The organism is Exiguobacterium sp. s63, from assembly GCF_018617335.1.
In the GTDB taxonomy this organism is placed as follows: Bacteria; Bacillota; Bacilli; order Exiguobacteriales; family Exiguobacteriaceae; genus Exiguobacterium.
In genome coordinates, this window is the sequence record NZ_JACSKB010000007.1 from 1 (window position 1) to 23,659 (window position 23,659).

The following is a 23,659-nucleotide window of genomic DNA, read 5'->3' on the forward strand; positions in this document are numbered from 1 at the left end:
CCGAACACGGAAGTTAAGCGTCTCAGCGCCGAAAGTAGTTGGGGGATCTCCCCCTGTGAGGATAGGACGTTGCCAGGCAACAACGCAGAAGACGATCAAGCATACGCTTGATCGTTTTTTTCATATTTAATAGTTTAGGAGGAATAATCGATGGCTCCTTCTCGAGAAAACCCTTTTACGTTTCTGGAAATGTTAGAACAACATGTGCGTGAACACCGCGTTTCTTTTCACGTACCGGGTCATCATAATGGGACTGTGATAGATGACACATTACCAAGTGCGTTCGCGAAAGTTATGCCATATGATCTGACTGAGTTGGCACACTTAGATGATTTGCATGACGCCTCAGGAATCATCAAACAGGCTGAAACCGCTTTGGGTATGTTGTACGAAAGTAAAAGCAAATGGCTAGTCAATGGATCTACAGTCGGGAACTGGAGTATGCTTGCTGCAACAGTACAGCGCGGTGAACGAGTATATGTACAACGAAACTCACATAAATCGGTATGGAATGCGATCGAATGGCTAGGACTAGAACCGATATTATTAATGCCCACCATTGAACGAGGTACCGGTATTCCAACGACTGTAACCTTAGATACAATCAAACAGGCCATACTAGAATTTCCCGGAGGACGCGCCGTCATGTTGACGTCTCCTACATATTATGGAGATATGGCAGATATTCGAGCGATTTCTGATTATTTATCGCCGAAAGATATTCCCTTACTTGTCGATGAGGCGCATGGTGCGCATTTAATTCATCCAAAGTTACCACGTCGTTCTGCCATCTTTGAAGGCGCAAGCGCGGTTGTGCAATCTGCACATAAAACGTTACCTGCCTTCACGATGGGAGCTTGGGTTCATTATAAAGAAGATATCGACGAAAATCGTTTAAAACATGCACTGTCATCCTTTCAAACGTCAAGTCCTTCTTATCTTATTATGGCTTCATTGGATTATGCACGTTCTTATTTAGAGACATTGACTGATGAGGCATGGTCCTCCATACAAAAAAGTCATGCGCAGTTTGTTCTTGAATTGAAACGTTCCGGTTTTGTCGTAAAAGTAGGAGATGACTTTACGAAAGTGACCATCATGACTTATCCGAAGAATGGATTGATTTTTAGTCAACATCTCGCCTCGATTGGAATAGATATTGAATTAGCGGCAGTTGATCATGTGTTATTCTGTTTACCATTAAGGGAAATAAAGAAACAGGAAATTGAGCATTGGCTGAAATTGATTAAGAAAGCCGCTACTCATGTACCCATCATCGATGACGATGAGACCATCTTTCCATTCCCTCAATCACAATGTGTATCTGAACTACATCCGGTGAAAGAGTATGCACGAATTCAGCGGGTATCTTTTGAGCAGGCGATTGGATTGATTGCGGCAGAAACGGTGATTCCATATCCACCCGGGATTCCTTGGATTTTAAAAGGAGAACAAATCACAGAAGAGAAAGTTCGTGTACTCTCCGATTGGATTTCTTTAGGGAGGAAGCTTCAAGCGAGTAAGCATGTTATGATAGAGCAAATTGATGTTATTGTAGAGGAGTTTTAAAACGTGAGCGGAATGTTTATTACAGTTGAAGGACCCGATGGTTCAGGAAAATCCACACAACTTCAATTATTAATAGAGAGTCTGAAGGAAAAAGGGTATGACATTGTCGTAACCCGTGAACCGGGAGGAACAACGGTTGGGAATCAGATTCGTGAAGTTCTGTTGTCTCCTGATCATCATGAGATGACGCCGCGAGTCGAGATGATGCTTTATGCCGCTTCACGGGCACAAAATGTGGAACAAGTGATTCGTCCCGCATTAGAACGAGGGGCGATTGTCCTTTGTGATCGATTTATCGATGCCTCTATCGCCTACCAGGGATACGGATTACAATATGACCTTGATCAGATCCGGTCACTAAATGAATGGGCAACCAATGGTTTGACGCCCGATTTAACATTCTTATTTGATTTGAGTCCGGAGCGAGCGAGCCAACGCATGAAAGACCGGGGACAGCTAGATCGAATTGAAAGTCGTGATCAAGCATTCCACGAGCGTGTTTATGCAGGATTCCAAGCATTACTCAAACAGTATCCAGAACGGATCGTTCGAATCGATGCTGACCAACCGATTGAAACGATCCATGACGAGGTACTCGACTATACAGTAGAAAGATTAGAACAAGGAGGCACACAATCATGATGAAAATGGTAATTGCAATCGTACATGATAAGGATAGCGCACGTTTGTCTGACGCACTTGTCGAGCAAGATTTTCGTGCAACAAAATTAGCCACAACGGGTGGGTTTTTGAAAGAGGGCAATACGACGTTTATGATGGGGATTCCGCAAGAACGTCTTGATGATTTGATGGATGTGATTCAATCGAACTGCTCGAGCCGTGACCAAATGATTACGCCGATCTCACCAATGGGTGGACATGCCGATTCTTATATCCCTTATCCAGTGGAAGTACAGGTCGGAGGGGCGACGGTATTCGTCTTACCGATTGAAGGATTCCATCAGTTTTAATGGGAGTTGGACATATGCGTTTTCAAGAATTGAGCGAGTCGCAAACTGTCGTTTCTCGCATCATTCAAAATTCAATCGTTTCGAATAAAGTAGGTCACGCGTATATCTTTTCCGGAGATTATGAACCCTATTTAATTGAAACGGCCACACTGTTTGCAAAAGCTTTGTTTTGTGAGTCGCCACAGGGGGCAGAACCTTGTGGCGTATGTCGAAACTGTCGACGGATGGATTCCAAGAACATCGTCGACTACATTGAAGTGGAGCCGGACGGTGCGAGTATTAAAAAAGAACAGATTCAGCAATTGCTCAGTGATTTATCACTACGAGGCGCTGAAGGCGATCGCCAAGTGTATGTCATTCATCAAGCGCACAAGATGACGACACAAGCGGCGAATAGCTTATTGAAGTTCTTTGAAGAACCGGGAGTAGGCAAGCTTGCTATTTTAGTGACGACTCAACCTCAGTTACTGCTTCCGACAATTCGGTCGCGTGCTCAACAACTTGCGTTTCGTCCAATCGATCGTGGGCAGTTGGCGCAAGCGATGTCTGAAGAGTTGTCTTGTACGTATGATTTGGCATACCTCGCCCTAACGGTTTATCCGAAATGGGACGATGCGAAAGAAGCACTCGAACAGGAGTGGTTTGTACAGGCATACGGGCTAGTGGTACAATTAATTGAAGTATTGACGAAACGACCTCAAGAGTTGCTCTTATTCGCACAAGAAAAATGGTTAGGGCATTTTAAAGGACGAAATGAGTTACGAGTTGGCCTGGAATTATTCGAACATTGGTTAGAGGAGGCACTTCATTTAAAAGTGCGAGAATCGTATACTCCGAAGCTATTTACGAATGAGGCTGCCTTGTATCATGCATTTATTCAAAATCGATCTGTCTCGAAGCTTACACATGCGATTGAAAGTGTGCATGCAGCGATTCGACGACTCGAGGCAAACGTCAATCCTCAATTAACGTTCGAACGACTTTCGTTCGATTTGCAGAAAGGATAGAAGCGCGTGCTTGAAGTAGTTGGAGTCCGTTTTAAAGAAGCGGGAAAAATCTATTACTTTTCACCAGGCGATGCAACGCTAAAACGTGGAGATCATGTCATCGTTGAAACGGTACGTGGTATTGAATACGGGGAAGTCGTTCAAACCGATAAGCAACTCGGTGAAGACGAAGTCGTCATGCCGTTGAAAACAATCCTCCGCGTCGCGGATCAAAAGGATGCGGATATCGTACGCGATAATCGACTGGCAGCCGTCGATGCTCATGCCGTCTGTGAAGAAAAAATTCGAGAACATCAGTTAGAAATGAAACTAGTTGATGTTGAGTATACATTTGATCGCAATAAAGTGATCTTTTATTTTACTGCCGAAGGTCGCGTCGATTTTCGAGAACTGGTAAAGGATTTGGCTAGTGTGTTTCGTACGCGAATCGAGCTCCGACAAATCGGCGTTCGTGACGAAGCGAAGCTTCTTAGCGGGATTGGACCATGCGGTCGAGTTCTTTGTTGCTCGTCATTTCTTGGGGAATTCGAACCGGTCTCCATCAAAATGGCCAAAGATCAGAATCTCTCGTTAAATCCGAACAAGATTTCTGGAGTATGTGGTCGTCTGATGTGCTGTTTAAAATATGAGAATGACACATATGAAGAACTGAAACGAGATTTACCAGACGTCGGCAAGCGAATCAAAATTCCAGAAGGTGATGGTCGGGTAATCGGTCTGAATATATTAGACCAGCTCATTCAGGTCGAGCTTCACGATCGGACGCGCGTCGTCACATATACGATTGATGAACTCGTTGAAGTGGGCGCGATTAAACGAAAACCGTCAAAACAGTGATGGGGTGCTGAGCAGTGGAAAGAATGGATAAAAAAGAAGTGATGATGCGTGTAGACGCGATTGAGCAACAGATGCAACTTTTAACGGAGCATTTAGGGGTGCTGAAAGAACAGCTTGCGTACTTGCTTGAAGAAAATCAGCATATGTATCTAGAGAATCATCACTTACGCGAAAAAGTCGAACAATTAGCAGAAGTTGATACGACAAATGGTGATTCACAAATCGCATTGTCTGGAAAAGGGCAGAACAATTTAGCTGCGCTGTATCAAGAAGGATTCCATATTTGTAACCTCCATTACGGACAGGTACGAAAAGATGGGGACTGTCTCTTCTGTTTGTCGATGCTCAATAAACATTAATACGGGGCGATAGATAGGGGTTCCCTATCCGTCGCCTTTCTTTTATAGAAGGAGGAAACGATGGTAACGGTTAAGGATGGAGAACGCCTTGATGATTTACTCGGACGTCCAGGTAAAATCATTCAAAGTGATGATGTGTTCTCATTTTCATTAGATGCGGTACTGCTTGCAGAATTTGTGTGGGTACCGATTCAAAAAGGACAGCTGGTTGACTTGTGTGCCGGTACCGGGGCAATTCCGCTCTTTTTATCGTATCGTACAAAAGGAACGATTACGGGTGTCGAAATTCAATCAAAACTGGTCGATATGGCGAATCGAAGCATGGCGGTTAATCGTCTTGAAGAAAGAATTCGAGTAGTAGAAGGGGACGTCAAAACGGCAGCGACGCAGCTCGGGCATGCGCGATATGACGTGGTCACATGTAACCCACCTTACTTTTTGGCGAATGAGACCTCGCTACGGAATCAAAATGAGCATCATACGATTGCCCGACATGAAGTATTATGCACGTTAGAAGATTGTATTAAAACGGCTAGCCAACTCGTCAAACCAGGAGGAAAGGTGGCGTTCGTGCATCGGCCAGAACGCTTACTCGATATCTTAACCTTGATGCGTGCGTATCGGATTGAACCGAAACGAATGCAACTCGTCTATCCAAAAGCGGGACGTGAGGCGAATACTTTATTAATCGAGGGATCGAAAGATGGAAAAGCAGGTCTTAAAATTTTACCACCATTTGTTGTCTATGAAGAAGACGATACGTATACGGAAGCGATGCGAGCCATACTCGATGCCTAAGCACTATACCTACATCGTGGAATGTCGTGATGGAACGTACTATACGGGTTATACAACGAATGTGGAAAAGCGACTCCTGGCCCATAATGCGGGGAAAGGCGCAAAATACACGAAAGCACGACTTCCGGTAGAACTTCGGTACGTGCAGTCGTTCGATACGAAACGGGAGGCCATGCAATACGAGTGGTCCATCAAGCAATTGACTCGTGCACAAAAAGAGAAGTTGATGGAGGGGACGACCAATGAATTCACAAAAGAGCTACCAAACTGAACAACCGACACTGTTTGTCGTACCGACACCGATTGGAAATCTAGAGGATATGACGTATCGCGCGGTACGGACGCTTCAGGAAGTCGATTTAATCGCAGCGGAAGATACGCGCCAAACGATGAAATTATGTCGCCACTTTGACATTCCAACAAAATTGATTAGCTATCATGAACATAATAAAGAAGTGAGCGGACCAAGACTGATTGAAGACCTGTTGTCAGGGAAGTCGATTGCAGTCGTATCGGATGCTGGGATGCCAGGGATCTCGGACCCAGGAAGCGACCTCGTTCGATTGGCGATTCAAGCCAACATCCCGGTCGTCGTCTTACCCGGTGCGAATGCAGCACTCACGGCACTCGTTGCGTCGGGTCTTGCGACAGAGCGTTTCCTCTATTACGGTTTCTTGCCGCGTAAGAAGAAAGATCGCGTTGAGGTCCTCGAATCGATTCAATACGAACCGGGTACCGTCATATTCTATGAAGCGCCACATCGTTTGAAAGAGATGTTGACAGCAATTCGACAAGTGCTTGGGAATCGACAAATCGTATTAGGTCGTGAACTGACGAAAACGTTTGAAGAATTTTTGAGAGGTAGCGTAGATGAGGCGTTGACGTGGTGTGAAGGCGAAGTACGAGGTGAGTTTGTCGTCTTGGTGAGCGGAGCGACAGAGTCTGCACCGACGACGACGTGGTGGGAAGCACTTTCTGCATATGAACATGTCGTTCATTATATTGAAGAGGGATTAAAACCAAACGCGGCAATCAAGCAGACGGCGAAAGACCGTGGCGAGTCTCGAAATGATGTATATGATGCGTACCATCAACTACATAAAAAAGAGTAAGCAAGGAAATCCTTGCTTACTCTTCGCTGTAGTAGTTTTCGAGCATGTTCTTCAATTCAACGAGAACACGTTGTGCACCTTCTGGTGACAAGATTAGTTTGCCATCTGCCAATTTGAAGTTATCATCTGATACTTCGCCTGTAACTTGGCAAGTCATGTTTGGTTTATATTTTTTCAAAACGATTTGATCGTTGTCGACGTAGATCTCGAGTGCATCTTTCTCTGCAATTCCGAGTGTACGGCGCAATTCGATTGGAATAACGACACGACCAAGCTCATCAACCTTACGTACGATACCTGTAGATTTCATTTGTGTTTCCTCCTCCAATGGTGTCGAAATCTCGTGGTGACATGAATCGTCAAAATTCGACAATGTGACTACAGCAAAAAGCATACTAAACTTTCCAATTGCAGTCAACTGCTTACTATCTGGAAAAGTAAATTTTCGAAAATTGTCGAATAAGGAACGATATATACCTAAATTTCCCCGATAGTTTGAACTTGAAACAAAGAAAGGGTATTTTTGGAACATTTATGACGGAGAATACGCAAAAAAATTCCAAACAATTAGGTTTGGAAATTCTTTTGTCGAACCGTGTATAATGAGAATTGCATATGTCGAAAGGATGGAGAATAAATCATGGCGAAGCCGACTTTTTATATTACAACCCCAATTTATTATCCGAGTGCAAAATTGCATATCGGTCACGCATATACCACGGTAGCAGGTGATGCGGTTGCGCGCTACAAACGCTTAAAAGGCTTTGACGTTCGTTACTTGACGGGAACGGATGAACACGGTCAAAAAATTCAAGAAAAAGCGAAAGAAGCAGGCGTGACGCCACAAGCTTTCGTTGATGAAGTGGTGGGAGAGATCAAGGTCTTATGGGACCGTCTCGAAATCTCGTACGATGACTACATCCGTACGACAGAGGATCGCCACAAGAAAGTGGTCGAGTATGTTTTTGAAACATTACTTAAAAATGGGGACATTTATCTCGGTGAGTATGAAGGATGGTATTCTGTACCGGACGAAACATACTACACAGAATCGCAACTCGTCGATGGAAAAAGTCCTGACAGCGGACATCCGGTCGAGCTCGTTCGTGAAGAATGCTATTTCTTCCGTCTCAGCAAATACGCGGACCGCTTGATTGAATATTTTGAGTCACATCCTGATTTTATCTTGCCGGAATCACGTAAAACTGAAATGATTAATAACTTCTTGAAGCCGGGTCTTCAAGACTTGGCTGTATCGCGCACGACGTTTGATTGGGGCGTACAAGTCCCATCGAACCCGAAACACGTCGTATACGTATGGGTCGATGCACTCACGAACTATATCTCATCACTCGGTTACGGGACAGATAACGATGAACTCTTCAATCGCTATTGGCCGGCCGATGTCCATTTAGTAGGAAAAGAAATTGTTCGTTTCCATACGATTATTTGGCCAGCGCTCCTCATGGCGCTCGATCTACCATTGCCGAAGCAAGTGTTTGCACACGGTTGGTTACTTATGAAGGATGGAAAGATGTCGAAATCGAAAGGGAACGTCGTGGATCCAATTCCATTGATTGACCGTTACGGACTCGACTCAGTTCGTTACTACCTTCTCCGTGAAGTTCCGTTCGGGGCGGATGGCACATTCACGCCGGAAGCGTTCGTCGATCGTTTGAACTTTGATTTAGCGAACGACCTTGGGAACTTATTGAATCGCACTGTTGCGATGATTAAGAAGTACTTTGATGGAAACATTCCGGCATATAACGGGAATGTCACGGCGTTTGATGCAGAACTATTGAACGTGGTGAAAGAAACGACACGCAAAACAGAAGAAGCCATGGAACACATGGAGTTTTCGGTCGCCCTCACAAATATCTGGCAACTTGTCAGTCGTGCGAATAAATATATCGACGAGACGCAGCCATGGGTTCTCGTGAAAGAGGAGTCGAAACGTGAAGAATTAGCTTCTGTCATGACACACCTCGCAGGCGTGCTTCGTCATGTCGCCATCATGATTCAACCGTTCATGACACGTGCCCCGAAAGAGATGTTCCGTCAACTCGGACTTGAGGGAGAAGACATGTCTTGGGAGGCGTTGGATACGTTCGCAGACTTCAACAACGCGGTCGTGACGGACGGAACACCAATCTTCCCGCGCCGTGATGTGAAAGAAGAAGTGGATGCAATCCAAGAAATGATGCGTCAGGCTTCTAAAGCACGGATTGAGGAAACGGAGACGACATCAGTAGAAGAAGTCGATGAAGACGTTCGTCCTGAAATCACAATTGATGTCTTCGACCAGGTCGAATTGCGTGTCGGTCAAATCATAGAAGCCGATAAGATTAAAAAAGCGAAGAAACTGTTGAAGCTACAAGTCGACCTTGGGAAAGAGACACGTCAAATCGTGTCTGGTATCGCGGAATGGTATGCCCCTGAAGATTTGGTTGGCAAAAAAGTCATCGTTGTCGCAAACTTGAAACCGGTCAAACTCCGTGGAGAACTCTCGCAAGGGATGATTTTAGCGGCAGATCGTGACGGAAAGCTAGAACTCGCGACGGTCTCTGACCAGATGCCGAACGGTGCCATCGTCAAATAATGAAATGGGGGAGACTATGGTCTCCCTCTCTTTTTCTAAGGAGGAAATAAGATGTTGATTGATACACATACGCACATCAATGCGGAACAATTCAACGAAGATGTAGAAGAGACAATCGAGCGGGCAAGAGAAGCCGGCGTTTCCCCGCTACTTGTCGTTGGATTTGATACACCAACAATCGATCGAGCCATCGAATTGGCCGAGTCTCACGACGACATCTATGCCATCGTCGGATGGCATCCTGTCGATGCGATAGACTGTACGGATGCAGACTTAGCGCGAATCGAGGATCTCATGAGTCATCCTAAAGTGATGGCACTCGGCGAAATCGGTCTTGACTATCATTGGGACAAATCACCGAAAGATGTGCAACAGCACCTCTTCCGTCAACAGATTGCCATCGCCAAACGGACGAATATGCCAATCGTCATTCATAACCGAGAAGCAACGGCAGATGTCCTTGATATTTTAGAAGAAGAGCATGCCGAGGAAGTCGGTGGCGTGTTCCATAGTTACAGCATGTCTGTGGAACTATTGCCTCGTTGCTTAGACTTGAACTTTTATATTTCGTTAGGAGGACCGGTCACTTTCAAAAATGCGAAGGTTCCGAAGGCGGTGGCGCAAGAGGTACCACTTGATCGCCTACTTGTCGAGACTGACTGCCCATATTTGACCCCGACACCGTTCCGTGGAAAGCGTAATGAGCCGGCATACGTCAAATATGTAGCTGAAGAGATCGCTTCCCTCCGTGACATACCGTATGAGGAATTAGCAGAGGCGACGACAACCAACGCGAAGACGTTGTTCCGACTCCCATGATCAAACGTGTAATAGCGAGTATCGGCGTGATTGCAACGACCTCTGTAGCGTATGTGATGTTGCAACCTGAAACCATCAAGGTCATCGATGACGGCGTCGTCATCGAGCATGAGACACGAGCGGACTCGGTTCTCGAGATACTTGATGAATTGAACATCACACTGGGCGAGGCAGACTATGTCACACCTGCGCTTAGCGAAGATGTACCGGATGACCATTTGATTCGAATCGAGCGTTCGCACGAAGTTTCGCTTCAGATCGGCTATGGACAAACCGAAACGGTTCAAACACGTGAGCGGACCGTTGAGGACGTGCTGTTGCGTTACGGGGTCACCGTACGGGACGGAGACACGGTCTATCCGGCTGTACGGACACCGGTGACGAACGGGATGACGATACGTTATCAGCCAGTTGTCGCGGTGAACTTGATTGTCGGGCAAGAGGCGTTGACCATTTATACGATGGCGACAGATGTCGGACAATTATTAGCAGAAGAGAAAATTGATGTGTCGGAAAGTGATACGGTCATGCCGGCAACATCGACACCGATTCGGGAAGGGTTGACGATTACGGTCAATACGAATCGTGATGTCGTTCAATATGAGAGTCGATTGATTCCGTTCGATGTGGTCGAGGAAGAGGACGATACGCTTGAAGAAGGTGTGAAACAAACGGTGCAAGTCGGGATTCCTGGACTTGAACGGACAAGGTATGCACTTACTGTGGAAAATGGTACAATTACAAATCGTACGAAAACGGAAGTCGAAACATTGCGGAAAACAATGCCCCAAATCATCAAGGTGGGGACAAAGAAAGTGACGGAACCGGTAACGGAGCCTGAGTCGACAACCGCAAATGAATCGAGCCCATTCATTCCTGAAGCTGAAATCGAGATTGCTGAACCGCCGAAAACAGATGACGTACTGGATTTCTCATCTGCGAAGCAATTGCTTGTAGAGGCGACGGCCTATACGAATAATCCCGAAGATACCGTAACGTATAATGGTCGAGTGCTGACAAGAAGCGGATACGACGTGACAGATACGATTCTCTTTGAAGGGATGCGAATCATTGCGGTCGATCCTGCCATCATTCCACTCGGGACACGCGTATATGTCGAGGGAATTGGTATGGCGATTGCCTTAGATACGGGAAGCGCGATCAAAGGGCAAAAAATCGATATCATGATGGATGAAAAGGAAGAGGCCGTGACGTTCGGTCGCAAACCGCTCACCATCTGGGTGATTCCGAAGCAGGAAGAAGAGAAAGAAGGATCAGACAATGCGTGAGAAAATACAGGAAATTATTGTCGTAGAAGGGCGTGACGACACGGCACGACTTCAAGAAGTATTCGACGTCGATACGATTGAGACGAACGGCTCTGCCGTATCCGATCAAACGATTGAACGAATCCGTCGTGCCCAGGAAAAACGTGGAGTCATCATTTTGACCGATCCAGATTATCCAGGAGACCGTATTCGGGCAATTGTCGAGGAACGCGTCAAAGGATGTAAGCACGCACATTTACCTCGTGCCGAGGCAAAGGACAAACGTGGAAAAATTGGTGTGGAACATGCGAGTCCAGAGTCACTTCGTCGTGTCTTAGGTGCAGTGTTTGAACCGCGTGTCGAAACGGACCAACCGATCGTCACGCGGAAAATGGTGTTGGATGCGGATTTAATCGGTGGATCAGCGGCCGCAACGCGTCGGAAACGACTTGGGGTGTTGCTTCGCATTGGTGAGCCGAACGCTAAACAATTTGTAAAACGGGTCGAGGCGCTCGGCGTCACGATCGAAGAGTGGGAGCAGGCACTTGCTCAATTAGAGGAGGAACAGGGTTGAAAGATATTGCAACAATCCAACGAACGAAAGCGATTTTAGAGCGACATGGTTTTTCATTCAAAAAATCGCTCGGGCAAAACTTTTTAATCGATTTGAATATTTTAAGTAAGATTGTCGGGGCGGCAGAACTGAGTGAGGCGAGCGGTGTCCTTGAAATTGGTCCCGGGATCGGCTCATTGACCGAACAATCGGCCAAGCGTGCAAAAAAAGTCGTTGCGCTTGAAATTGACCAGCGCCTTTTGCCAATTTTAGACGATACGATGTCGCCCTATCCGCATGTGAAAGTCATCCATGGGGATGCGTTGGAATTAAACTTACGCGAAATTGTCGAACAGGAATTCTTAAATGAGGGCATTGAAGATATCTCGGTTGTCGCCAACTTACCTTACTATGTCACCACACCGATCATCATGCGTTTACTAGAGAGTGGTGTGCCATTCCGTTCGCTCGTCATGATGATTCAAAAAGAAGTGGCAGAGCGGATTGGGGCAAAACCTGGTACAAAAGCATATGGTTCCCTTTCGATTGCGATTCAATATTATGCGGAGGCAGAAGTGAGCTTTGTCGTGCCGAAAAGCGTGTTCATCCCAGCACCGAACGTTGATTCTGCTGTGATTACGCTACGAATGCGCAAAGAGCCGGCCGTACAAGTGAAAGACGAGGCATTTTTCTTTGACGTTGCACGCGCAAGCTTCGCACAACGCCGTAAAACCATCTTAAACAACTTGACAAATTATATTGGAAAAGAGCACAAAGTCGAACTTGAACGGATGCTCCACGAGGCGGGAATCGACCCAAAACGTCGCGGAGAGACGTTAAGTCTAGAAGAATTCGCACGTTTGTCTGACACAATTTTACCACTTAAAAATAGTTGACGACCTGAAAACGAGTCGTTATAATATTAATCTTTATTTTCATATTCAATTATGCTATACTTGTAACAGTGAGGTGAAGCGTATGCCAAAGACGTTACAAGAAATCAGACAGAAACTCGAATCGCATGTTGGTGAACGATTGACGTTGAAAGCAAACGGCGGTCGTAAGAAAGTCGTTACTCGGTTTGGAACGCTCGTTGAGACATATCCTGCGGTGTTCGTTGTGAAATTAGATGAAGACCTGCACAATGTTGAACGTGTCTCGTATAGCTACGCTGATGTCCTAACGGATACAGTTAAAATTGAATTCGGCAATTGATTTATAAATGAGGGGCGGATGCATTGGCAGCTGCTTCTTTTTTTGTGCGCCCGTTTACGGTACAATGTCGAACAGGAGACAAATGGGAAGGGTGAACGTGATGCGCACGATCAGTGTGAAAGCGCCGGCAAAAATTAATTTGACGCTCGATGTCATCGGGAAGCGTCAGGACGGCTATCATGAAGTAGAAATGGTAATGACGACAGTCGATTTAGCAGACCGCCTAGAGTTGACGGTTTTAGATTCGGATGAGATCCGGATTCAATCAGAGCACGCGTATGTACCGAATGACCATCGAAATTTGGCGTATCGGGCAGCCGAGTTGTTGCGCGATCGTTTTCATATTCAACAGGGAGTTGAGATTGTACTCGATAAACAAATCCCAGTGGCAGCGGGCCTTGCTGGAGGGTCGAGTGATGCAGCGGCAACCCTTCGTGGGATGAATGAATTATTTTCATTGAATTTGTCGTTAGAAGAGTTGGCAGAGCTCGGTGCGGAAATCGGCTCAGACGTTTCGTTTTGTGTCATCGGTGGGACTGCCATTGCTCGAGGGCGCGGGGAACAGTTAGAAATGATCCCGGCACCGCCACCATGTTATGTCGTACTCGGTAAACCGAAAATTGGGGTGTCGACTGCGGATGTGTATCGTGCAGTGCGTATGGACGAGGTACATCATCCGAATACAGGCGCTATGGTTGAAGCCATCCGTCAAAAGGATTTCCAAGGAATTTGCGAAAACCTTGGGAACTCACTTGAGAGTGTAACGCTTAAACTACATCCTGAAGTAAAACAAATCAAAGAAACGATGCGTCATTGCGGGGCAGAAGGTGTTCTTATGAGCGGAAGCGGACCCACTGTATTTGCGCTCATTGAGCATGAGCAAAAAGCGCATCGCATTTATAATGGTCTAAAAGGATTTTGCCCGGAAGTGTTCGTCGTTCGGATTCTCGGCAAAAGACATTGAACAAAAACGAATGAAAGTGATATATTCTCAATAGAACATTCGTTTATTATTGAAGATGTGAAGGAGAATCCGTATGAAAATTCGTAGAAGTGGTCGTCTCGTCGATATGACCCGTTATTTACTTGATCATCCGCATCAGCTTGTCTCGTTGTCGATGTTTTCAAGTCGCTATAAAGCTGCAAAATCATCGATTAGTGAAGATTTAGTCATCGTCAGTGAAATGTTGTCCCATGATGGCATCGGAAAACTCGTGACTGTGCCGGGTGCGGCAGGTGGGGTGATGTTTATTCCAGGTTGGAGTAAAGAGAAATCACTTGAGATGATTGATACGCTTTGCGATCAACTATCAAAACCAGAGCGCCTCCTACCAGGCGGTTATCTATATCTAACCGACGTGTTAGGTAACCCGAGTCAAGTAAAACCGATGGGGCAGGTCTTCGCATCTGTTTTCGCCGACCGAAAAGTCGATGTGGTCATGACCATTGCGACAAAAGGGATTCCAATCGCCTACGCTGTGGCTGAGCAATTAGGGGTTCCATTTGTAATCGTTCGTTCGGATAGCCGTGTCACAGAAGGATCGACCGTCAGTATCAACTACGTATCAGGTTCATCGAAAGCGATCCGTACGATGGCGCTCGCACGTCGCAGTTTGCCACGCGGTGCAAACGTGCTCTTAATCGATGACTTCATGAAGGCCGGAGGAACAATCCGTGGAATGATGAGTCTCTTGAATGAATTTGAGGCGAATCTTGCGGGTGTCGGTGTCTTGATGGAAGCGGAAGGCGCTGAGAAGAAGATGGTGAGTGAGTACGTCAGCTTGATGAAATTGACAAACGTTGACCCGGACGAAGGGCTTGTCACTATTTCGCGGGGGAATGTGGAACAATTCCTAAAATGATTGGCAAAATTTTGATTTCGTTTTATGATTAGAGGGTATACAGTTACCAATATGTAATCATGACGTTCGTTTGAAACCATCTGAACCTTACAGAAGACCACACCATGGCGTAGACAACGATGAAAAGGGGATGCGAAACATGCAGATCACAGACGTAAAAATTCGCAAAGTCGCGACGGAAGGCAGAATGAAAGCGTTGGCCTCAATCACACTTGACCATGAATTCGTTGTACATGACCTTCGAATCATCGAAGGAAGTAGCGGTCTATTTGTCGCCATGCCGAGCAAACGGACACCAGAAGGTATTTTTCGGGATATCGCGCATCCGATCAACGGGGAGATGCGACAGAAGGTCGAAGCAGCTGTATTGGAAACATATTCCAATATGAGCGCGGATGTCCTTGACCCACAACATGTGTCGTATGGCACAAATGAGTGACAAGAACAGCGGGTAGGGTGCCTCCCGCTGTTTTTTTGCGTTTCAATGGTTAAGGAACGGTACAGCTATTGAAACAAGGGCATGGTTTCGATATAGTAGAAACGGTGTAAATAGGATTTAGTTGTAACTATACAGACCAATCACAGCTGTTGTGAGATAGGAGCGAATCAAGAATGGAGCGTTTTGCAGTCATTTTGGCAGCAGGAAAAGGAACGCGAATGAAGTCAAAGCTTTATAAAGTACTTCATCCGGTTCTCGGAAAACCAATGGTCGAGCACGTTGTCGATCAGTTAGACCAAATCGGTGTCAGTCGTCAAATCGTAATCGTTGGCCATGGGGCGGAAGCGGTACAAGATACACTCGGCACACGAGTGGAATATGCAGTCCAAGAAGAACAACTTGGAACAGGGCATGCTGTTCAAATGGCAGAAGCAGAGCTTGCGGGTAAAGCCGGGGCGACACTTGTCGTCTGTGGAGATACACCGTTACTAACGGCAGAAACGTTGGAAGCTCTTCTCGCTCATCATGAAGCACAACAAGCGAAAGTTACAGTGCTGACTGCGATTGCAGACGACGCGACAGGATACGGTCGTGTCGTTCGTGGTGAAGATGGGAACGTGACGAAAGTCGTTGAGCATAAAGATGCTTCTGAGACAGAACTTGCCATCCATGAAATCAATACGGGAACGTATGTGTTCGATAACGAGTTATTGTTCGACGCGCTCAAACAAGTCGGAAACAATAACGCGCAAGGCGAATACTACTTGCCTGACGTCATCTCGATTGCAAAAGAAGCGGGCGAAGTCGTCGCAGCGCATACAGCGCCAACGTTTGATGAGACAATCGGGGTCAATGACCGCGTTGCCTTGTCACAAGCGGAAGCGATCATGCGCAAACGTACGAACGAACGTCTCATGCGTGAAGGGGTCACATTCATGGACCCGGCATCGACATATATTTCTCCAGATGTGGTGATTGGTTCGGATACGATCATCTATCCGGGCACGGTCATCCTTGGGAAGACGATCATTGGTTCGGAATGTGTCGTCGGACCGAACTCAGATATCCGCAACAGTGTGATTGAAGACCATGCCGTCGTGCGCCAGTCTGTCGTGACAGATAGCAAGATCGGTGAAGCGGCTCAGGTCGGACCGTTCGCTCACTTGCGTCAACAAGCTGTACTTGGTGCAAACACACGCATCGGCAACTTCGTTGAGATTAAAAAATCGTCGTTTGGCGATGGTGCGAAAGCTTCCCACTTGAGCTATATCGGGGATGCGTCAATCGGCGAACGTGTCAACTTAGGTTGTGGATCGATCACGGTGAACTATGACGGCAAGAACAAGTTCGAGACAGTCGTGGAAGACGATGCGTTCGTCGGCTGTAACGTCAACTTGATTGCCCCTGTAAAAGTCGGAAAAGGCGCGATTGTCGCAGCTGGATCGACGATTACGAACGATGTACCAGAAGAGGCGCTTGCGATTGCACGTGAACGCCAAACGAATAAAGAAGGCTATACAAAACGATAACTTGCTGCCAATCATTATGGAAAACGATGGAGGAGAATCCTAAACATGTCTACTGTATACGAACGAGAAATTCGTCTATTTAGCTTAAACTCGAACCGCCCGCTTGCTGAAGAAATCGCGAAAGAAATCGGTGTCCCGCTCAGCGATTGCCAAGTCAAACGTTTCAGCGACGGTGAACTCTATATCAACATCGAGGAAAGTGTTCGTGGAGATGATGTGTATGTCATCCAATCAACGAGCTCACCTGTAAACGAAACGCTCATGGAGTTACTCGTTATGATCGATGCACTGAAACGTGCTTCCGTCCGTACGATTAACATCGTGATGCCGTATTATGGGTACGCACGTCAAGACCGTAAAGCACGCTCACGTGAGCCGATTACAGCGAAACTTGTCGCTGATCTTTTGACGGTGGCAGGTGCGACACGTGTCATCACGATGGACTTGCATGCAGCGCAAATCCAAGGATTCTTCAATATTCCGGTTGACCAATTACTCGGTGTGCCGCTCATCTCGACTTACTTCGAAACAGAAGAGTTTCAAGCGAAAGATATCGTGGTCGTTTCTCCAGATCACGGTGGCGTGACACGCGCACGTAAATTGGCAGAACGTTTGAAAGCGCCGATTGCCATCATCGACAAGCGCCGCCCGAAAGCAAACGTCGCCGAAGTCATGAACATCGTCGGCAGTGTCGAAGGGAAAACAGCTATTCTAATCGACGACATCATCGATACAGCAGGTACGATCACACTTGCGGCGGATGCCATCGTCGAAGCAGGTGCGAAAGAAGTATATGCGTCTTGTACGCATCCAGTCCTTTCTGGTCCAGCGATGGAGCGTATCGACAATTCATCGATCAAAGAATTGGTTGTGCTAAATACAATCGATTTGACGGGTCGTCCATGCTCAAGCAAAATCAAGCAAATGTCGGTTGCCCATTTACTTGGGGAAGCGATCATGCGCGTCCACGAGCACAAATCGGTCAGTACTCTATTCGATTAAAAAACGAGGCCCGGAGGCATTCGCCTTTGGGCTTTTTTGTTCAGGAGGTAATGATATGAAATGCATCGTCGGTCTCGGGAACCCCGGGAAAAAGTTTGAGATGACCAGACATAACGTTGGATTTTTGGCGATTGACCGTCTCGCCGAAAAGCATGGCATCTCGTTGAATGAAGCGAAGTTTAATGCCCTTATGGGAACGGGAAGAATCAATGGTGAGCGTGTTGTACTCGTGAAACCGTTGACGTACATGAATTTATCCGGTGAAGCCGTCCGTCCCATTTTAGATTATTATAAAATTGAGATTGACGATTTATTAGTGATTTATGACGATTTAGATATGGTGCCTGGTAAGCTTCGTTTCCGTCCGAAAGGGAGCGCGGGTGGTCATAATGGAATCAAATCACTCATCCAACATTTAGGAACGGCTGAATTCAAACGATTAAAGCTCGGAATCGGACGTCCACCACATCCAATCAAAGTTGTGGACTGGGTGTTGATGAACTATCGTAAAGACGAGTTGCCGGAATTGAACGAAACACTCGACCACGCCGTAACCGCAGCCACTGATTTTGTAGACACAGATTGGCTGGCGCTGATGAATCGATACAACTAAAGGGTCATTGCACCCTTTTTTGTCGTATGAGTTGGAGGAAAACAAATGAATGCTTTAGAAAGATTTATGGTGTCACTACCTGAAACGAATGTCATTCGTGAAAGACTTCAAAAAGTGGAACGTCAATTAGTGACGGGACTGACGACTAGCGCGAAAGCTCTCGTCCTCGCCGGACTTGTGAAATCGTCATCGAGACGTCTCGTCGTCGTGACACACAATATGTATCAAGCACAAAAAATGTTCGATCAACTGGAATCTCTCATTGGCCCGGACAAAACGCTCTTATATCCAATCGATGAAACGTTAGCTGGAGAATTGTCACTAACGTCCAGTCCTGAGCTGTTGGCAGCTCGCATCGATGCGCGTACCCGTCTCCTTGACCAAACAGGAGGCGTTGTTGTCGTTCCACTCGGTGGATTGCGACGCTATATGCCAAGTCCGAATGCGTGGCAGGATAGTCGTGTCATGTTGAAGCCGGGAAGTGATCTTGATTTAGCACACTTTTCGAAGCAATTGACGGGAATGGGGTATGAACGGACGGCGACAGTGACGACGCCTGGCGAATTTTCCGTACGAGGCAGTATTTTGGACGTCTATCCACTCACGGAAGCACGTCCGTACCGGATCGACTTATTCGATACCGAGATCGACTCGATTTTTACGTTTGATGCGGAAACACAACGTTCACTCGGTGTAGTGGGGGAAGTGTGTATCACACCGGCGACCGAGTTTATCGCAACAGAGGAACAACTGAAACAAGCGGGAAGTGCGCTTCGGAAGCAATATGACCGAACGGTGGAATTGATCGAGAACGAAGTGATTCGACAAGCTCTTGAAGAAGGTGTTGTGACGGACATCGAACGGCTTGAGCGAGGTGATTTCCCAGATAAAGTCGGAAAATATTCGCCGATTCTCTATAAATCGACACTCCTTGATTATGTAGGTGATGAGGCTGTTTTGATTCTAGATGAAGTGGCGCGAATCGATGACGCAGCGGATGTACAGGACAGAGAAGAAGCGGAGTGGTTCTCTTCACTCATCGAAAAAGGAGAAGCCGTCAGCAATTACACGCTCGCCGTCCCGATGCATAAGGTGTTTCGTAGTTTGAAGCAAGTGGCGTTCTCGTTACTCCCGTCCCGTCGATCGGGCATTCCGGAGAGTGACACCGTCCATTTGAGCTGTCGTCCGCTACCGGCGTTCCACGGTCAGATGCATTTGTTGAAGCAGGAAGTCGAGCGATGGCAGCAAAATGATCAACGTATTGTCGTGCTTGCGGGCGATAAATCACGTGCCGATAAGATCGAAGCGTTGCTTTCCGACTACGGCATTGCCTCGACATTCACGAATGTCGATGGAGAATTAGAACCGAGACGTGTATCGGTCATCATCGGTCAAATCGAAGGGGGATTCGAACTGTCGACGAGCCGTCTCGTCGTCGTATCAGAAGAAGAGTTGTTCAAGCGTGTGACGAAACGAAAACGTCAGACGAAGAATTTGACGAACGCGGAACGAATCAAGAGTTACCAAGAACTGAAGCCGAACGATTATGTCGTTCACGTTCACCACGGAATCGGGAAGTACCTTGGGATTAAAACGATTGAGGTCGGCGGGATTCATCAAGATTACCTGCACCTCGTCTATGCGGGCGATGACGCCCTCTACGTGCCGGTCGACCAAATCGACCTCGTCCAAAAATATGTCGGCGCCGAAGGGAAAGAACCAAAGATTTATAAACTTGGCGGCACGGAATGGAAGAAAGTAAAATCAAAGGTTGCCAAATCGGTTGAAGACATTGCGGATGAACTCATTAAACTGTACGCGGCACGAGAGGCTTCGGTCGGGTTTGCATTTCCACCAGATGACGAAGAGATGGATCAGTTTGAATCATCCTTCCCTTATGCCGAAACAGAGGACCAGGTCCGTTCGATTGCAGAAATCAAGGCGGATATGGAACGCTCGCGTCCGATGGATCGCCTTTTATGTGGAGATGTCGGATACGGGAAGACGGAAGTGGCAATCCGGGCTGCGTTTAAAGCGGTGCTCGCCGACAAACAAGTAGCCTTTCTTGTCCCGACAACCGTCCTCGCCCAACAGCATTATGAAACGATGCTCGAGCGGTTCAGCGAATTTCCAATCAACGTATCGGTCATGAGTCGTTTCCGTTCGAAGAGTGAGATGACGGCGACGAAGAAGGGTTTGAAAGAAGGTACCATTGACATCGTCGTCGGGACACACCGCGTGTTATCAAAAGACGTGACATTCGCCAACCTCGGTCTCGTCATCATCGATGAAGAACAACGGTTCGGCGTCAAACATAAAGAACGTCTAAAACAGTTGAAGACGAACATCGATGTCCTCACGTTGACGGCAACACCGATTCCACGGACACTGCATATGTCGATGATTGGAATTCGTGACTTATCCGTCTTAGAAACACCACCGGAGAATCGCTATCCTGTCCAAACATACGTTATGGAATATGACGGCATCGTCTTGCGTGAAGCGCTCGAGCGTGAACTCGCTCGCGGGGGACAGGCGTTCTTCCTCTATAATCGTGTCGAAGGAATCGAACGGAAAGCAGAAGAGATCCGGGCCTTACTGCCAGATGCACGAATTGCTACGGCGCACGGGCGCATGACGGAAAGTGAGCTCGAGAGCCAGTTGATCAGCTTCCTTGAAGGTGAGGCGGATATTTTAGTCTCAACGACAATTATCGAGACGGGAATCGACATTCCAAACGTCAACACCCTCATCGTTCACGATGCGGACAAGATGGGGCTGTCTCAGCTTTATCAACTCCGCGGTCGTGTCGGACGTTCGAATCGAATCGCCTATGCGTACTTCACATATCGGAAGGATAAGCGCTTGACGGAAGTGGCAGAAAGTCGTCTTCAGGCCATCAAAGAGTTCACGGAGCTCGGTAGTGGATTTAAGATTGCGATGCGCGACCTATCGATTCGCGGAGCGGGGAACTTGCTTGGTGCACAACAGTCCGGATTCATCGATTCGGTCGGTTTCGACTTGTACTCGCAAATGCTTTCTGAAGCCATCGAAGAACGGAAAGATCGAATGCGTGGACAAGCGAAACAAGTTGTCTTTAAACCGGAGATTACTTTCCAAGCGGATGCCTATATTCCGGATGACTACTTGTCAGATAGTGAATTGAAGATTGAAATGTATAAACGTTTCAAATACGTGGATACGCCGAGCGCGTTGTTCGCCCTTCAAGATGAACTGATTGAGCGATTTGGCGAATTTCCGGAACCGGTCGCACTTCTCATTCAATTGACACGTTTACGTATTTATGGAGAACTGGCAAAAGTGAGTCGAATCAAGCAGACAGCAGGGCGTATCGAGATTGTCTTATCGAAGGAATCGACGACAGCGCTAGATGTATCCTCCTTCATGGAATGGACGATGCCGCTCGGTCGCAAACTCGGGGTCGGTCAAGAAGATGGTGCCTTGAAACTATCACTCAGCGGTCGGATGCCGCTAACAGAGCTCTTGAATGATGCCGATACTGTATTAGAAGAACTAATGAAGCGGTTGGTAGGCGATGCGGTCGCCAAGTAAGTTTGCGCAAGGCGTCGTTCTGTTCGCCCTTGCCGGCTACGTATCGAAACTGATCAGTTTCGCCTATCGTGTCCCGTATCAAAACTTAGCGGGGGACTTCGGGCTTTATGCCTATCAAACCGTCTATCCATTCGCTGCTATCGTGGCGTCACTTGGTATTTATGCGATGCCGGTCGTGATTGCGAAAATTGGTGTCGGTGCGAAAGGGACGAACCGAAAGTTGGAGGTGCTATGGGGAAGTTTTTACGCTCTGTTGTCATTATCCTTCCTTCTTGTCGTCACGGTATGGCTGTTCGCCCCGACTCTCGCGAAGTGGCTCGGAGATGAGCAGTTAGCTCCTGCGCTACGCGTGATCAGTTTGAGTTATTTACTCATGCCGGCGTCAGCCGTGTTGCGCGGCGCATTTCAATCGAGAGATGACTTGCGACCGAGCGCATGGTCACAAGTGCTCGAGAACTTTGTCCGTGTGACGGTCATGTTGACGCTATTATGGGTCGGGGTTCGTCTTGGAAAAGATGCATATGTGCTCAGTCAATACGCATATGGTGCGACACTTATCGGCGGGATTGTGACAATTGCCTTTTTAGTTTATCGCACGCAAGGGGTCCGGATTGTGAAAGTGCGAGGCACTACTTTTAAAAGTGGACTTCGCATCTTGCTGACGACAGGATTTGCGGTCGGATTCGCCTCGCTCGGAATTTTATGGATGCAACTGGTCGATTCCTTCACTATCGTTAATTTGATGGGGGGGACGTATGATGCAAAAGTGAGCAAAGGTGTGTTCGACCGAGGATATCCACTCGTTCAGTTTGCCATTCTGTTCACGACGACCATTGGGATGGCGAATGTACCAACGCTCGTTCGTCATTATCGAGCGGGACATCTACAAAAGACGACACAGGGACTTCGTTCGATGATTCGTGTGACGACGGCGATTGCTGGCGCGGCGACCATCGGATTGATGGGAGTCATGTTTTTCTTGAACGTGGCCTTGTTTGAAGACGAATCCGGGACGAGAGCCCTTGTCTTCTTAGCGACGAGCACGTTTGCCGCCTCCTTGGCGATTGCGAGTATGACCTGTTTGCAGGCGATTGACCGGGAATGGGTAGCGGCTCGTAGTATGGTCGTTGCGATTTTGGTGAAGAGTGCGGTAAACGCATGGCTCGTCCCGAGTTACGGAATTGAAGGCGCGGCAATCGGGACATCGATTGGATTTTTCGCTATGGCATTTTATAACTTTCGGGCACTCGACCGCTCGATCCCGCTCGGGTCGTTTCGGTCGAAACACTATAAGTCACTATGGAAAGCGCTTGTCCCCATGCTGATTCTCGTTGCCGTGTTAAACTGGCTAGGTCAGGAATGGGTTCATTCAAGAGTGGATGCCTTTGGCTGGTTAATCGTTATGGTATGTAGCGGAGCTGTCCTCTATATATGGAGATTATCGAGCACACGAATGTTGTCAGTTTCTGAATGGGAGCTGATTCCGTTTGGCAGTCGTCTACTCGGTATGTTTGAAAAAAAGGAGAACTAA

24 protein-coding genes and 1 rRNA gene are annotated in these 23,659 nt (G+C 47.2%); 24 read left to right on the top strand and 1 reads right to left on the bottom strand.

The genetic code is table 11. From position 1 onward, the window contains the following. The 10 genes from rrf to rsmI form a co-directional block, all read left to right on the top strand. Window positions 1-78: ribosomal RNA gene (gene rrf, locus KNO90_RS14875) — 5S ribosomal RNA — on the top strand; the annotation flags it as partial. A gap of 72 nt (window positions 79-150) precedes the next feature. Beyond that, a complete protein-coding gene (locus KNO90_RS14195; RefSeq protein WP_214743089.1) occupies window positions 151-1,569 on the top strand; it encodes an aminotransferase class I/II-fold pyridoxal phosphate-dependent enzyme in 1,419 nt (472 codons plus the stop codon). Between the two features lie 3 nt (window positions 1,570-1,572). Then, complete coding sequence (gene tmk, locus KNO90_RS14200; protein ID WP_214743090.1) at window positions 1,573-2,211, top strand: dTMP kinase; 639 nt, start codon at window positions 1,573-1,575, stop codon at window positions 2,209-2,211. Beyond that, complete coding sequence (locus KNO90_RS14205) at window positions 2,211-2,540, top strand: cyclic-di-AMP receptor (RefSeq protein ID WP_031421800.1); 330 nt, start codon at window positions 2,211-2,213, stop codon at window positions 2,538-2,540. Before tmk ends, KNO90_RS14205 begins: the two co-directional genes overlap by 1 nt. A 14-nt stretch (window positions 2,541-2,554) precedes the next feature. Beyond that, complete coding sequence (locus KNO90_RS14210; protein WP_214743091.1) at window positions 2,555-3,547, top strand: DNA polymerase III subunit delta'; 993 nt, start codon at window positions 2,555-2,557, stop codon at window positions 3,545-3,547. 6 nt (window positions 3,548-3,553) lie between these two features. Beyond that, window positions 3,554-4,384: a PSP1 domain-containing protein gene (locus KNO90_RS14215; protein WP_214743092.1), complete on the top strand. Its 831-nt coding sequence runs from the start codon at window positions 3,554-3,556 to the stop codon at window positions 4,382-4,384. A 23-nt stretch (window positions 4,385-4,407) separates the two neighbouring features. Continuing rightward, window positions 4,408-4,743, top strand: a complete 336-nt coding sequence (yabA, locus tag KNO90_RS14220) for a DNA replication initiation control protein YabA (RefSeq protein WP_012727746.1) — start codon at window positions 4,408-4,410, stop codon at window positions 4,741-4,743. A gap of 60 nt (window positions 4,744-4,803) precedes the next feature. Further along, window positions 4,804-5,541, top strand: coding sequence for a tRNA1(Val) (adenine(37)-N6)-methyltransferase (locus KNO90_RS14225; RefSeq protein ID WP_078145936.1), 738 nt, complete (start codon window positions 4,804-4,806; stop codon window positions 5,539-5,541). Next, window positions 5,534-5,812, top strand: coding sequence for a GIY-YIG nuclease family protein (locus KNO90_RS14230; protein WP_214743093.1), 279 nt, complete (start codon window positions 5,534-5,536; stop codon window positions 5,810-5,812). The genes KNO90_RS14225 and KNO90_RS14230 overlap by 8 nt, the downstream gene beginning before the upstream one ends. Next, on the top strand, window positions 5,784-6,653 hold the full coding sequence (gene rsmI, locus KNO90_RS14235; RefSeq protein WP_214743094.1) for a 16S rRNA (cytidine(1402)-2'-O)-methyltransferase: 870 nt from the start codon (window positions 5,784-5,786) through the stop codon (window positions 6,651-6,653). Before KNO90_RS14230 ends, rsmI begins: the two co-directional genes overlap by 29 nt. 16 nt (window positions 6,654-6,669) lie before the next feature. Here rsmI and KNO90_RS14240 read toward each other — a convergent pair whose 3' ends face one another. After that, the gene (locus tag KNO90_RS14240; RefSeq protein ID WP_012727742.1) at window positions 6,670-6,963 is read right to left on the bottom strand and encodes a transition state genes transcriptional regulator AbrB; all 294 of its coding nucleotides are present in this window, start codon (window positions 6,961-6,963) and stop codon (window positions 6,670-6,672) included. Window positions 6,964-7,293: 330 nt separating this feature from the next. Here KNO90_RS14240 and metG point away from each other — a divergent pair, with 330 nt between their 5' ends. The 14 genes from metG to KNO90_RS14310 all read left to right on the top strand — a co-directional run bounded on the left by metG (window position 7,294) and on the right by KNO90_RS14310 (window position 23,659). After that, the gene (gene metG / locus KNO90_RS14245; protein WP_215113881.1) at window positions 7,294-9,255 is read left to right on the top strand and encodes a methionine--tRNA ligase; all 1,962 of its coding nucleotides are present in this window, start codon (window positions 7,294-7,296) and stop codon (window positions 9,253-9,255) included. A 51-nt stretch (window positions 9,256-9,306) separates the two neighbouring features. Continuing rightward, the gene (locus KNO90_RS14250; protein WP_214743096.1) at window positions 9,307-10,074 is read left to right on the top strand and encodes a TatD family hydrolase; all 768 of its coding nucleotides are present in this window, start codon (window positions 9,307-9,309) and stop codon (window positions 10,072-10,074) included. After that, the gene (locus KNO90_RS14255; protein WP_215113882.1) at window positions 10,071-11,363 is read left to right on the top strand and encodes a 3D domain-containing protein; all 1,293 of its coding nucleotides are present in this window, start codon (window positions 10,071-10,073) and stop codon (window positions 11,361-11,363) included. The genes KNO90_RS14250 and KNO90_RS14255 overlap by 4 nt, the downstream gene beginning before the upstream one ends. Next, the gene (gene rnmV, locus KNO90_RS14260) at window positions 11,356-11,916 is read left to right on the top strand and encodes a ribonuclease M5 (RefSeq protein WP_215113883.1); all 561 of its coding nucleotides are present in this window, start codon (window positions 11,356-11,358) and stop codon (window positions 11,914-11,916) included. The genes KNO90_RS14255 and rnmV overlap by 8 nt, the downstream gene beginning before the upstream one ends. Next, a complete protein-coding gene (rsmA, locus tag KNO90_RS14265; protein WP_214743099.1) occupies window positions 11,913-12,791 on the top strand; it encodes a 16S rRNA (adenine(1518)-N(6)/adenine(1519)-N(6))-dimethyltransferase RsmA in 879 nt (292 codons plus the stop codon). The genes rnmV and rsmA overlap by 4 nt, the downstream gene beginning before the upstream one ends. An 82-nt stretch (window positions 12,792-12,873) precedes the next feature. Continuing rightward, the gene (locus KNO90_RS14270; protein WP_012727736.1) at window positions 12,874-13,110 is read left to right on the top strand and encodes a Veg family protein; all 237 of its coding nucleotides are present in this window, start codon (window positions 12,874-12,876) and stop codon (window positions 13,108-13,110) included. A 100-nt stretch (window positions 13,111-13,210) separates the two neighbouring features. After that, complete coding sequence (ispE, locus tag KNO90_RS14275) at window positions 13,211-14,074, top strand: 4-(cytidine 5'-diphospho)-2-C-methyl-D-erythritol kinase (RefSeq protein WP_214743100.1); 864 nt, start codon at window positions 13,211-13,213, stop codon at window positions 14,072-14,074. Window positions 14,075-14,147: 73 nt separating this feature from the next. Further along, window positions 14,148-14,972: a pur operon repressor gene (purR, locus tag KNO90_RS14280; RefSeq protein WP_214743101.1), complete on the top strand. Its 825-nt coding sequence runs from the start codon at window positions 14,148-14,150 to the stop codon at window positions 14,970-14,972. 139 nt (window positions 14,973-15,111) lie between these two features. Beyond that, window positions 15,112-15,411 (top strand): septation regulator SpoVG, encoded by a 300-nt coding sequence (gene spoVG, locus KNO90_RS14285; RefSeq protein ID WP_214743102.1) that lies wholly within the window; start codon window positions 15,112-15,114, stop codon window positions 15,409-15,411. Between the two features lie 173 nt (window positions 15,412-15,584). Next, window positions 15,585-16,940 (top strand): bifunctional UDP-N-acetylglucosamine diphosphorylase/glucosamine-1-phosphate N-acetyltransferase GlmU, encoded by a 1,356-nt coding sequence (gene glmU, locus KNO90_RS14290; RefSeq protein ID WP_214743103.1) that lies wholly within the window; start codon window positions 15,585-15,587, stop codon window positions 16,938-16,940. A 45-nt stretch (window positions 16,941-16,985) separates the two neighbouring features. Then, window positions 16,986-17,942 carry a ribose-phosphate diphosphokinase gene (locus tag KNO90_RS14295; RefSeq protein ID WP_012727731.1) on the top strand — a complete coding sequence of 319 codons (957 nt, stop codon included), beginning with the start codon at window positions 16,986-16,988 and terminating at the stop codon, window positions 17,940-17,942. A gap of 55 nt (window positions 17,943-17,997) precedes the next feature. Next, window positions 17,998-18,555 (top strand): aminoacyl-tRNA hydrolase, encoded by a 558-nt coding sequence (gene pth / locus KNO90_RS14300; RefSeq protein WP_214743104.1) that lies wholly within the window; start codon window positions 17,998-18,000, stop codon window positions 18,553-18,555. A 45-nt stretch (window positions 18,556-18,600) separates the two neighbouring features. After that, on the top strand, window positions 18,601-22,128 hold the full coding sequence (mfd, locus tag KNO90_RS14305) for a transcription-repair coupling factor (RefSeq protein ID WP_215113884.1): 3,528 nt from the start codon (window positions 18,601-18,603) through the stop codon (window positions 22,126-22,128). Next, a complete protein-coding gene (locus KNO90_RS14310) occupies window positions 22,112-23,659 on the top strand; it encodes a polysaccharide biosynthesis protein (RefSeq protein ID WP_215113885.1) in 1,548 nt (515 codons plus the stop codon). Before mfd ends, KNO90_RS14310 begins: the two co-directional genes overlap by 17 nt.

Coding starts and splice junctions, on each gene's coding strand:
- KNO90_RS14195 (WP_214743089.1), top strand. CDS start 151: ATGGCTCCTTCTCGAGAAAACCCTTTTACGTTTCTGGAAATGTTAGAA.
- KNO90_RS14205 (WP_031421800.1), top strand. CDS start 2,211: ATGAAAATGGTAATTGCAATCGTACATGATAAGGATAGCGCACGTTTG.
- KNO90_RS14210 (WP_214743091.1), top strand. CDS start 2,555: ATGCGTTTTCAAGAATTGAGCGAGTCGCAAACTGTCGTTTCTCGCATC.
- yabA (WP_012727746.1), top strand. CDS start 4,408: ATGGATAAAAAAGAAGTGATGATGCGTGTAGACGCGATTGAGCAACAG.
- KNO90_RS14225 (WP_078145936.1), top strand. CDS start 4,804: ATGGTAACGGTTAAGGATGGAGAACGCCTTGATGATTTACTCGGACGT.
- KNO90_RS14230 (WP_214743093.1), top strand. CDS start 5,534: ATGCCTAAGCACTATACCTACATCGTGGAATGTCGTGATGGAACGTAC.
- rsmI (WP_214743094.1), top strand. CDS start 5,784: ATGAATTCACAAAAGAGCTACCAAACTGAACAACCGACACTGTTTGTC.
- KNO90_RS14240 (WP_012727742.1), bottom strand. CDS start 6,963: ATGAAATCTACAGGTATCGTACGTAAGGTTGATGAGCTTGGTCGTGTC.
- metG (WP_215113881.1), top strand. CDS start 7,294: ATGGCGAAGCCGACTTTTTATATTACAACCCCAATTTATTATCCGAGT.
- KNO90_RS14250 (WP_214743096.1), top strand. CDS start 9,307: ATGTTGATTGATACACATACGCACATCAATGCGGAACAATTCAACGAA.
- KNO90_RS14255 (WP_215113882.1), top strand. CDS start 10,071: ATGATCAAACGTGTAATAGCGAGTATCGGCGTGATTGCAACGACCTCT.
- rnmV (WP_215113883.1), top strand. CDS start 11,356: ATGCGTGAGAAAATACAGGAAATTATTGTCGTAGAAGGGCGTGACGAC.
- KNO90_RS14270 (WP_012727736.1), top strand. CDS start 12,874: ATGCCAAAGACGTTACAAGAAATCAGACAGAAACTCGAATCGCATGTT.
- ispE (WP_214743100.1), top strand. CDS start 13,211: ATGCGCACGATCAGTGTGAAAGCGCCGGCAAAAATTAATTTGACGCTC.
- purR (WP_214743101.1), top strand. CDS start 14,148: ATGAAAATTCGTAGAAGTGGTCGTCTCGTCGATATGACCCGTTATTTA.
- spoVG (WP_214743102.1), top strand. CDS start 15,112: ATGCAGATCACAGACGTAAAAATTCGCAAAGTCGCGACGGAAGGCAGA.
- glmU (WP_214743103.1), top strand. CDS start 15,585: ATGGAGCGTTTTGCAGTCATTTTGGCAGCAGGAAAAGGAACGCGAATG.
- KNO90_RS14295 (WP_012727731.1), top strand. CDS start 16,986: ATGTCTACTGTATACGAACGAGAAATTCGTCTATTTAGCTTAAACTCG.
- pth (WP_214743104.1), top strand. CDS start 17,998: ATGAAATGCATCGTCGGTCTCGGGAACCCCGGGAAAAAGTTTGAGATG.
- mfd (WP_215113884.1), top strand. CDS start 18,601: ATGAATGCTTTAGAAAGATTTATGGTGTCACTACCTGAAACGAATGTC.
- KNO90_RS14310 (WP_215113885.1), top strand. CDS start 22,112: ATGCGGTCGCCAAGTAAGTTTGCGCAAGGCGTCGTTCTGTTCGCCCTT.